The 7,898-nt window shown below is 70.4% G+C and carries 8 protein-coding genes and 2 pseudogenes; 8 read left to right on the plus strand and 2 right to left on the minus strand.

All coding sequences use genetic code 11. From position 1 onward, the window contains the following. The 6 genes and pseudogenes from ACWDA7_RS48140 to ACWDA7_RS48165 form a co-directional block, all read left to right on the plus strand. Nucleotides 1–462: pseudogene (locus tag ACWDA7_RS48140) on the plus strand (RNA polymerase subunit sigma); the annotation flags it as partial. A gap of 108 nt (nucleotides 463–570) precedes the next feature. After that, a pseudogene (locus tag ACWDA7_RS48145) lies at nucleotides 571–752 on the plus strand (ATP-binding cassette domain-containing protein); the annotation flags it as partial. A 27-nt stretch (nucleotides 753–779) separates the two neighbouring features. After that, complete coding sequence (locus ACWDA7_RS48150; RefSeq protein WP_450613955.1) at nucleotides 780–941, plus strand: hypothetical protein; 162 nt, start codon at nucleotides 780–782, stop codon at nucleotides 939–941. Between the two features lie 34 nt (nucleotides 942–975). Then, complete coding sequence (locus ACWDA7_RS48155; RefSeq protein ID WP_450613942.1) at nucleotides 976–1,311, plus strand: hypothetical protein; 336 nt, start codon at nucleotides 976–978, stop codon at nucleotides 1,309–1,311. Nucleotides 1,312–1,787: 476 nt separating this feature from the next. After that, nucleotides 1,788–3,494 carry a hypothetical protein gene (locus ACWDA7_RS48160; protein WP_450613944.1) on the plus strand — a complete coding sequence of 569 codons (1,707 nt, stop codon included), beginning with the start codon at nucleotides 1,788–1,790 and terminating at the stop codon, nucleotides 3,492–3,494. Nucleotides 3,495–3,506: 12 nt separating this feature from the next. Next, the gene (locus ACWDA7_RS48165; RefSeq protein WP_450613945.1) at nucleotides 3,507–4,007 is read left to right on the plus strand and encodes a hypothetical protein; all 501 of its coding nucleotides are present in this window, start codon (nucleotides 3,507–3,509) and stop codon (nucleotides 4,005–4,007) included. Between the two features lie 422 nt (nucleotides 4,008–4,429). Here the strand turns inward: ACWDA7_RS48165 and ACWDA7_RS48170 are convergent, their stop codons facing one another. Both ACWDA7_RS48170 and ACWDA7_RS48175 read right to left on the minus strand, forming a co-directional pair. Then, nucleotides 4,430–5,308 (minus strand): carbon-nitrogen hydrolase family protein, encoded by an 879-nt coding sequence (locus ACWDA7_RS48170; protein ID WP_450613946.1) that lies wholly within the window; start codon nucleotides 5,306–5,308, stop codon nucleotides 4,430–4,432. 6 nt (nucleotides 5,309–5,314) lie between these two features. Further along, the gene (locus ACWDA7_RS48175) at nucleotides 5,315–6,808 is read right to left on the minus strand and encodes an APC family permease (protein WP_450613948.1); all 1,494 of its coding nucleotides are present in this window, start codon (nucleotides 6,806–6,808) and stop codon (nucleotides 5,315–5,317) included. 97 nt (nucleotides 6,809–6,905) lie between these two features. Here ACWDA7_RS48175 and ACWDA7_RS48180 point away from each other — a divergent pair, with 97 nt between their 5' ends. Both ACWDA7_RS48180 and ACWDA7_RS48185 read left to right on the plus strand, forming a co-directional pair. Next, the gene (locus ACWDA7_RS48180; protein ID WP_450613951.1) at nucleotides 6,906–7,529 is read left to right on the plus strand and encodes a TetR/AcrR family transcriptional regulator; all 624 of its coding nucleotides are present in this window, start codon (nucleotides 6,906–6,908) and stop codon (nucleotides 7,527–7,529) included. Between the two features lie 166 nt (nucleotides 7,530–7,695). Next, nucleotides 7,696–7,898 (plus strand): hypothetical protein (locus ACWDA7_RS48185; protein WP_450613953.1); only part of this gene is annotated, 203 nt, incomplete at its 3' end.

Below are 7,898 nucleotides of genomic sequence, written 5' to 3' on the forward strand. Positions count from 1 at the left end.
GCGGTCACCTCGATGGCGGCGACCCTGGCGGTGGCGGGGTTCGTGCTGCCGTACGCGCTCGACGCGGGCGGAAACGGGAACGGTCCGGCGCCGCGGCCGGCCGTGTCCAGCGACGCTCAGGTCCTGCGCGGCGAGGCCGCGGGGCAGGGGCGCGCCCCCGGGACGCCCACCCCCTCGCCCCCGACGCCCGGGGCCTGGGGCCGGACACCCTCACCCACCGGGGGAACGTCCCTGCCGGGCGTGTCCGCGCCCCCGCTCCCGGAGCTGTCAGCGCCGCAGGTCCCACAGGTACCCGAGGTGCCGAAGATGGCGGGCCTGCCGACCGCCGTGCCGGGCCTGCGGACGAGGTCGGCCGCCTCGCCGCTCCCGTCACTTTCCCCGGCCTCGGCCGTACCGGCCGCTCCGCTCTCCGTGCCCGCCCGGAGGCCGCCATCGCGCACGCCGTCTCCCAAGCTGCCGTAGCGCGGTACACGCGTTCGCAAAATAATTCTTCGTCCGTCGCGGCGGACGCCCCTCCCCTCCCCGTAGAGCAGATGTCGGAGCTGCACACGCGGCCGAAGGGTGAACGGGATGGGTGTCGAGATCTGTGTGGAAGGGCTGACCAAGTCCTTCGGCCACCAGGTCATCTGGCAAGACGTCTCGCTGACGCTGCCCGCCGGGGAGGTCTCGGTGATGCTCGACCCTCGGGGACGGGCAAGGCGGTGTTCCTCAAGACGCTCGTGGGGCTGTTTAGGCCCCAGCGGGGCTCGGTGAAATGCCAGGTCCCGGAAGCGGGCATCGTGCGTTCCGACGCACGCTCGGCCCGGGTCCTGGTCGTGGCCGCCAGCAAGGTGACCAACATCGCCGCGCCAGAGGGACAGGCGCGCACCTACCGGCTCCAGCTCGACCTCGCGCGCGAGGCCGGCAGCTGGCTGACCTCCGACGTCGCCTTCGCGGGCTGACCCACCCGTGAGGCCATCGATGAGAAGAGACCCCGTGGCAAACCCGACCTCCCCCACCCGCGGCACCGGCTCACCGGCCCGCCGCACCATGACCGCGGCCGCCCGCGCGGCAGCCAAGCGCGCCGGGCGGCCCGCGCGCCCCGAGCGCGGTGCCCGCCAGGAAGAGCAGACTCCCTCCGGGCGCACCCTCTTCGTCGAGCCCCCGGCGAACGGCTGGGAGGACCCGCCGGAGCCCGAGTCGTTCGAGGAGGAGTCGGAGGACGGTGCGCCGCAGCGCAACGCCGGGCGGAGCGTGCTCACCGCGGTGCCGGGCGTCGCGCTCGTAGCGGTCCTGGTCGCGGCCGCCGTACTCGGGTGGCACTACCGGTAGGGGCGGCAGACGGAGCAGGCCCGCGGCGAAGCCCTCGCGGCCGCGCGGAAGGGCGTCGACACCCTCTGACCAGGCCTCCGTAAGTGCCCTCGCGCAGTCGTGCGGGGGAACTTTCGTGGGGAAAGGGGAGCTGCCGCCCGAATGGATGGCGGGCTTCACGGCTGTCGAGCTGTGGTGGCCCTGGGACGACTCCCCCACCCCGAGCGACCTGCCTCACCAACTCCTGCTGTCCCCCCAGCACCCGTCCGGCCCGTTTCGAAAAGAGTTCGGTTTCTCGCGACGGACGCCGCCTGCCTCCTCGTAGAGCAGACGAAGGCACCACCTGTACCGCAACGCACCACCATCCTTGGTCCGACTCGCGAACCCACGAGGTACCTGTGGCTCTCCTCTCCGCACGTCGTCTTCACCGCCACCCGCGGTCGCGGGGGCGTTTCGCCGTCGGGTTGCTGGCGCTCGTCGCCGGGACCCTGCCGAGTGTGGCTGCCGACGCGGCCACCCCGCCCTCCGGATCGGTCAGCGACACCGCGCCCACGACCACGTGGAGCGCCGGTCCCTTCGCCGTCCCGAATGTCTCCGGTACTGCCGGAGCGGTGAGCTGCGGGAATGCGCAAGCTTGCGACGACTACGCCCTGAAGGTGTCGGTGCCCGCGGGCTACGACGCCGGTCACAGCCTGCGTATCGACGTCAGATGGCCGGACTCCGCCGCCGACTTCGACCTGTACGTCCTCGATACGGATGGCCGAGAGGTGGCCGCCTCGGCCTCTTCCAGCGACCCCGAGACCGTGCTGCTTCCGGCGGTGACGGCGTCGTACACCGTGCGCGTGGTGCCGTACGCGCCGCTCGGCGACAGCTTCACCGGCACTGCGAGCCTGATCACCGCTCCGGCCGATCCGCCGCCGAGTACGGCCACACCGCCGACGTACGCGAACTCCTGGGCACCCGACGGCATCACGGACGCGCACAACGCCGGTGAACCCTCGATCGGTGTCGACCGCGCGAGTGGCGCCGCGATGTTCCAGGCGTACACCTCGACTCTCAAGGTCACCTACGACAGTGCCGGTGCCGCCACCTGGCAGGACAAAAGCGCGAGCGCGGCCAACGGCTGCCCCCAGGGCAGCACCACCAGTCTCGACCCGATCCTGTTCACCGACCCGGTCACCCACCGCACCTTCGAGTCGCAGCTCGCCGGCAAGACCGCCCTGACCTGTTACACCGACGACGACGGTGAAACGTGGACGCCGACGGGCGGCTCGGGCATCAACTCCGGTGTGGACCACCAGACCATCGGTGGCGGCCCCTTCGCCACGGGCGGTCCAGGCACCGTCACGTCGTACCCGAACGCCGTCTACTACTGCTCCCAGGACATCGCCGACGCCTCCTGCGCGGCCAGCCGGGACGGCGGACTAACCTACGGGCCCGCCGTTCCGATGTACTCCCTGCTGGACTGCGGTGGCCTGCACGGGCATGTGAAGGTCGCCCCGGACGGCACGGTGTACGTGCCCAACAAGGGCTGCGGCGGCAACCAGGCCGTGGCCGTGTCCGAGGACAACGGACTGACGTGGACCGTCCGCAAGAACCCGTCCAGCACCCCCGGTGACTCAGACCCGAGCGTGGGAATCGGCGCCGGCGGGACTGTGTACATGGGCTACCAGAACAGCGATGGCACCGCCCGTATCGCTGTGAGCCACGACAAGGGCAAGACGTGGCTGTACGACCAGAACGTCGGCGCGTCCCTCGGCATCAAGAACATCGTCTTCCCCGCCGTGACCGCGGGCGACGACAACCGCGCAGCCTTCGCCTTCCTGGGCACCACGACCGGGGGCAACTACCAGGACGCGGCCAACTTCAAGGGCGTCTGGCACGTGTACGTGGCCACCACCTACGACGGCGGCCAGTCCTGGGTCACCGTCGACGCCACCCCCAGCGACCCCGTCCAGAAGGGGTCGATCTGCACGGGCGGCACCACCTGCGGCAACGACCGCAATCTCCTGGACTTCATTGACGTCACCATCGACGCCCAGGGTCGCGTGCTCACCGCCTACGCCGACGGCTGCACCGGCACCTGCGCGAGCGGCGCTGCGCAGAACTACGACGCGCTGGCCTCCATCGCCCGCCAGTCCTCCGGCAACACGCTGTACGGCGCGTACGACGCCGTGGTCCGCGGCAAGCACAAGAAGCCCTAAGGAAGCCACTAGATGAAGCCATCGCCCTCGGCTGCCGTACTGGTGGGAGCCGTCCTCAGCCTGGCCGCGGTCACCGGATGCTCGGCGGCGAACAAGCACGCCGAGCCGCCGGGGGCGACGTACGCGGCGGAGCAGGCAACCGATCCGCCAGCCGGGAATGCAGCCGGTGCCGCGCCTGGCGGCTGTCCCACTGCCGCCTCACTGCCGCTCCCCAAGGACTTCCCAGAGAATCTGCCGGTGCCCGACGGCGCGGTCGTGACCTCGGTGGAGCACCGCACCGGAGGCCGGCTCGTCGTCGCCACCGTCGTACGGGGCGGCTTCGACACCACCTTGGCGTTCCTGCACAAGCGGCTCCCCAAGGCCGGCTACATCCCCATGGAGGGTGAAGTGGAGAAGGACGACGCCGAGTCCAACTTCTCCTCCACGAGCGTCCGGGGCCGCTGGACCCTGCGGAAGATGTCCGACTGCGAGGGAGGGGTGTACCTGACGTACCTGACGTCTGCCGTCTCCTGAACCCGGCCCGGCCAAGCCCCGTTCCTGGCCGGTGAAACTGCAAGGGGCCACCTTTCGTGACGAGCGGCACCACATACGCCGTTGACCGAAGGGTGGCCTCTCGGACTGGAAGACCCCTGGTGGAGGGGTGCACCGCGAGTCTGACTGGCCGGCCTGCCGCAGGAGGGTGTGAGCCGGAGCCAACCGGTCGTGGCGATCCTCCAGAGCAGGAGCGATGCCCGTTGCGCATGCCCCCAGTTCGTCCCGCATGGGTCACTTGGCTTGCCCCACCGGGCTCGCGCTGCCCCTGGTGGCCAACCTGCTACATGCCATCCGCCACGAGGGTGTCGGGAGGGTGGGATCGGGAAGCACGTGCGAGTACCCGGCGACTTGGCGGTCGCCGGGTACTGACGGTGGGTAGTGTCGGCTCGGCGCGTCCGCGGCTACTGTGGGGTTTCGTCGTTCAGCCAGTGCGGTGTGTGGAATGTGCCGCCGTACATCGGTAGTTCAATCTTGGCGCCGTAGCGGGCGAGCTGGGCCCAGGGCCGGTTGATCCCGGCGGAGCCGAACGCGCGGACGCGGGTGACGGTGTCCAGGTCGAGGACGTCGATGAGGATCTCCTCGCCGGGGCCCGCCTGCTGCCGGAGGATGCCCTCGGGGTCGACGATTGCACTGGTGCCGACGCCGGCCGGGTCGGCGGCGTTGACGTTGACGACGTAGAGCTGGTTGGTCCAAGCGTTGGCGCGTGCGCAGACCAGCTCCATGTCTCGGTCCCGGGTGGTGGTCAAGGTCGGCTGGATCACCACTTCTGCTCCCAGCCAGGCGAGTTGGCGCATGGTCTCCGGGAAAGAGCCGTCGTAGCAGATGGCGAGACCGACGCGCCCGGCGCCGGGGATGTCGAAGACGGTGAACTCATCTCCGGGAGTGGCCTGTTCGTACGGCTGCCAGGGGAAGATCTTGCGGTAGCGGGCGACGATGCCCTCCTCGGGGGATATGGCGAGGGCGGTGTTGTAGATCTTCCCGTCCTCGGCGCGTTCGAAGACCGAGCCGGGCACCAGCCACAACCCGGTCTCCCGGGCCAGGGCGCACAAGCGGTCGGTGAGCGGCCCGGGTACCGGCACGGCGACCTCCTGCATCCAGCCGTCCCGGCTCTCCAGCAGCGGTGGCTCGGCGGCGAGCAGGAGCTCGGGTACGACGACGAGTCGGACATGTGGGAAGAGGTCGCGCACGGCGAGGACCTGCTCCCGGAAGCGGTGATAGGTCGCCTCGGGGTCGTGGGCGACCGGTCGGGTCTGAACGGCGGCGATGGCGAGCGTGCGCATGATGGTTCAGTCCTCCGTGACGAGGATGTCGGTGACGGTACGGCGTCCATGGCGGAAGAAGTCCGGGAAGCGGAGCCGGATCACCGTGGTGACCAGCAGGCCGACGACGATCGAGCCGACGCCGAGCAGGAACACGCCGCCGACGCCGTCGATCGAGGTGCTGCCGTAGCCGGGCTGGATCATGTCCACGGCGCTGCGGGCGAAGGCGGCGAGCATCATCAGGCCGCCGGCGAACGGGAGCACGCCCTGGAACACCAAGGCCCGTGTCGAGGCGCGCAGTTCGCCGCGGAAGTGCCAGACGCAGGCGAAGGCGGTGGCGCCGTAGTAGGCGCAGACGAGCAGGCCGATGGAGAGTACGGCGTCGCTGAGGAAGGACGGCGCCGCGTAGCTCAGCCCCGCCAGCAGTGCGACCGACAGCACGCCGGTGAAAACGGTGGCGACGGTGGGGGTGTGGAAGCGCGGGTGTACCCGGGCGAAGGTCTTGGGCAGCGCACCGTGCACGGCCACCGAGACGTTGGGGCGCGCGGTGGACACGATGCAGGTGAGCAGGGCGGCGACGGCGGACAGGGTGACGGCGAGCTGCACTACCTTGGCCAGCGGCCCGCCGAGGGCCGCGGGCGCGAGGGTGGCCAGGACGTCCGCGGCGTTGTGCGGGTTGCCGAGCCCGAGGCCCGTGGCTCCGGTTCCGGCGAAGCTGAGCGCGGCGACCGCCGTGAAGAGGTATGTGCTGAGCAGGACGAGGGTGGAGATGACGGCGGCTCGTCCCGGGGCGCGGGTGCGGTCGTGGGACTCTTCGTTGACGGTCAGCGCGGCGTCCCACCCCCAATAGATGAACAGGCAGAGCAGCACGGACTCGGCGAACGGCCCGCTGCCATGGAAGCCGAAGGGGTTCAGCCAGGCGGGGCTGGGAGCGCTGACGCCGTGCCGGGCGAAGGCTGCGACGCCGAACCCGATCAGGGCCGTCAGTTGCAGGGCGACCATGGCGGTCTGCACGGCGGCGGAGAGTCGGACGCCCCGGTAGCCGACGGCGGTGACCAGCGCGATGAGTGCGGCTCCGAGGCAGGTCACAGGCAGGGTCTGACCGGCCAGGCCGCTCAGACCGAGGAGTGAGAGCAGGTTGATCGCGCCGACCTGGGCCAGGGCTGTCATCGCGATGACCGTGGCGATCTGCGGGATCCAGTTGCCGAAGATCCAGCCGAGCCAGGGGCCGAAGGATCTGGTGATCCAGACGAAGTTGGTGCCGCAGTCCGGCATCACCCGGTTGAGCTCGCGGAAGGCGTAGGCGGTGCAGAGGATCGGCACGAAGCCGATCAGCAGTGCGGCCGGTGCCAGGTGGCCGACGGAGAGGACCACCAGGCCGAGGGTGACGGTGATGCTGTAGGCCGGGGCGACCGAGGCGAGGCCGAGGGAGACCATCGACAGTAGGCCGATCGAATCGGACGCCAGGCCCTTGCCCCGGAGGGAGGGTCTGGCCTCGACGTCGGTGGGGTTGATTGTCACGAGGGCTCCCGGGGGACGGGCCGACAGTTGTTAAACGCGGATTTAAGAACTAACCGGCCAGCCCGTCAATGGATGGGTCGATATGATTGAACGTGAGATGAAAGAAAGGGAGGTCATGGCGGCAGGGAAGAAGGGCAAGGAAGCCCGCCGGGCAGAGCTGAGCGCGGCCGTTCAGCGGGCGCTGCTGGTGCGCGGCCTGGAGGGGCTGCGCCTGCGCGACATCGCCGAGGAAGCCGGGGTGACCCCCGCGGCCGTGCTCTACTACGGCGACCTCGATGCGCTCGTCTACGACACCTACCGACAGGCCATCGAGCGCTACAGCCTGCAACGGGAGCAGGCGGCCGAACGCTTCACCGACGCCCGCGACCGGCTCCGCGCCTGCATCGACCACGGCCCGGCCACCGGGCCGGACGACATGCTGACGCGGCTGCTCTTCGAGTACTGGCCGCGCTGCCTGCGCGACGCGAAAGCAGCCGCCCTCGACAGCTCGCTGACTGAGCGTCAGATCGCGGTCTACTACGGCGTGCTAACGCTGGGACAGGCCCAGGGGCACTTCGCCCTGGTGGACCCGCCCCGCCTCCTCGCGGCGAGCTTCGTTGCCATGGAGGACGGCTACCAGATGGAGATCCTGGCCGGCCGCCGCACCCGCACCGAAGTCGTCACCGCCCTGCGGGCGTTTGCCCGCGCCGTCACCGGCCACGACCTGGCCAGCCATCCATGACAACGGCCACGCATCATCGCCGCGATCGAGCCGCGGCCCGGCCCACTGCACAACTCGGGCTCCCACAGCCGACCGATCCCCCCGGCCCACTGGTGAACCAGCCCAGGTACGCCGCCGACGGCAAGCCTCCGCATGCCCGATGACCCGGCGACGCTGAGCTGACGCGGTGACCGCCGACGCCGAGCCCGACACGCTCCTGTCCCGCACATTGCTGCTCACCATGGCGTGGCCGCGGGCCTGCGCAACACCGGCCGGCTCCTTCCAGGGCATGACGGTGCCCCCGTACGCGTCGCCCGGACGAGCACGGGGGCACCGTCATGCCCTGCTGATGTCAGCCCCGGGAGGCCTTGCGACGCCGCAGCACCAGGT

It is taken from the genome of Streptomyces sp. NPDC001156 (genome assembly GCF_053598275.1).

Excerpts from the sequence above, each read along its gene's own strand:
- ACWDA7_RS48165 (WP_450613945.1), top strand. The coding sequence starts at position 3,507 with ATGAAGCCATCGCCCTCGGCTGCCGTACTGGTGGGAGCCGTCCTCAGC.
- ACWDA7_RS48180 (WP_450613951.1), top strand. The coding sequence starts at position 6,906 with ATGAAAGAAAGGGAGGTCATGGCGGCAGGGAAGAAGGGCAAGGAAGCC.
- ACWDA7_RS48170 (WP_450613946.1), bottom strand. The coding sequence starts at position 5,308 with ATGCGCACGCTCGCCATCGCCGCCGTTCAGACCCGACCGGTCGCCCAC.